Origin of the sequence: Micromonospora sp. NPDC050686, assembly GCF_040654475.1 — a bacterium.
Classification (GTDB): domain Bacteria; phylum Actinomycetota; class Actinomycetes; order Mycobacteriales; family Micromonosporaceae; genus Micromonospora.
This window is the reverse complement of sequence record NZ_JBFAID010000139.1, coordinates 1-1,611: the sequence shown is the minus strand read 5'-3', so window position 1 is coordinate 1,611 and position 1,611 is coordinate 1. Positions and strand designations below refer to the sequence as shown.

Genomic DNA, 1,611 nt, shown 5'->3' with positions numbered 1-1,611 from the left:
GCGCCAACACCGCAAGCGCGTAGCCGACCAGCGCCGACTTCACGTTGCTCTTCGCCTGCTCGACCTGAGCAGGATCACCGCCGGCCGCCATGTACCGCAAGCCACCGATGACAAGAAACATCGTCGCGACGATCGCCAGGATGCCCATGACCCAGGCCGTGATGTTGGAAATGACCTGGTTGATGCTGTTGACGGCCAACGGCTGCGACACCGCAGCGAGGCTGGACAGGACGGACAAGGTCGACTGCATGGCGGGGCTCCCTTAGGGACGTGGGGCCGCCGCGGCGGGGACCTGGGCGAGGCCGAAGGTCCGGTGGGGGCGCTCCTCCCTTACCTGATGGAAAGGGAATGCGGTGTCAGTACGCCGCGCCAGCCGCGCCGAACCCCGGGCCCTCGCCCGAGGGTCCCCGCCGGGCGGGCATGCCATGGATGACATGCACCGCCCAGATCTCGACTGTCAGGACGGTCGAACTCGCCGGCAGCTGTCACTTTCTGACAGCACCGGTCAGGCAGGCTTGAAGCACACCAGATGCCCGAACCGGCCGAACTATACGTATGCGTACGCCCATGCGACGTGCCGCTCGCCGCCACCCTGCTGACCGGCACCGACGTGCTCGTAGGCACCGTCGGCTGCCCCACGGCAGCCACGCGACACCGATCAAGGCCAGCGTTCCCGCAGCCGGACCCGCTCGGCGGCGCCCCGCCACGCCTGGCGATCCAGCAGGGCGCAGCCGAGATCGATATGCTGCTCAACATCGGACGCCTGCGCTCGGCCGATCTGACCTACGTCGAAGACGATATCCGCGCGGTCGCCACCGCTGCGGACGGCGCCCTGGTAAAGGTCATCCTCGACAACGCGTACCTCACCGACGAACAGAAGGTCGCCGGCTGCCAGGCCGCCGAACGCGCCGGCGCCCACCTGGTGGCGCAAGTAACGGGCACGCGCAGACCGCGCCTATGGTCGCCGGCGGCCCGGTTGGGACCGCCCGACGGACGCATTCGCCTACCGGTGGGTGAACTGTCCCCGGTCGACCGCGGCAAGGGCGGCATGAAACGCTCGACCGGCGTGGACGGCTACGGCCTCCCGCTCGGGATCACCGGCGCCACCGCCAACCGCCACGACTCGCCGCTGCTACGCGACACCATCGAAGCGTGCAGCGCCCAGCTACGCCATCACTGGCCTGAGCAGGTAACCGCGCATCTGGACCGCGGCTACGACAACCGCACCCGGGAGCTACTCGATGAACTCGGCTTCGACGCCGAGATCGCCCGCAAGGGCGTGCCCGCCCCGATCCAGATCGGCAAGCGCTGGGTGCTCGAGAGGACGAACTCGGATGAACGGCTTCGGCGAGATCCGCCGCTGCACCGACCGCGACGCCAGGACCATCGACTTCTATCTGTACCTGACCGCCGCCATCATCACCATCCGTCAACTCATCACCCTGGCCCGAATCCTCTACCGCTGGGACACCAGACCTACCACCCGCAGGCTCAAGTGACGCCTACTGCCGGTCGCTCTTAGCGACGTTGGGTGAGGTGGACGGTAATCTCGTCTCCGACGTCCTTTCTGAGTGCTTGGCGGAGCTCCGCCGTGACCGCGAGCTTGTGGGT

General features: G+C 67.7%; 1 protein-coding gene and 1 pseudogene. One reads left to right on the top strand and one right to left on the bottom strand.

What is annotated here, in order from left to right; genetic code table 11:
• A partial coding sequence (locus tag AB0H57_RS32795; protein WP_357512624.1) for a pilin occupies positions 1-250 on the bottom strand: 250 nt, incomplete at its 3' end.
• A 771-nt stretch (positions 251-1,021) separates the two neighbouring features.
• Between AB0H57_RS32795 and AB0H57_RS32790 the strand changes: the two are divergent.
• A pseudogene (locus AB0H57_RS32790) lies at positions 1,022-1,499 on the top strand (transposase); the annotation flags it as partial.
• Positions 1,500-1,611 lie beyond the last annotated feature (112 nt).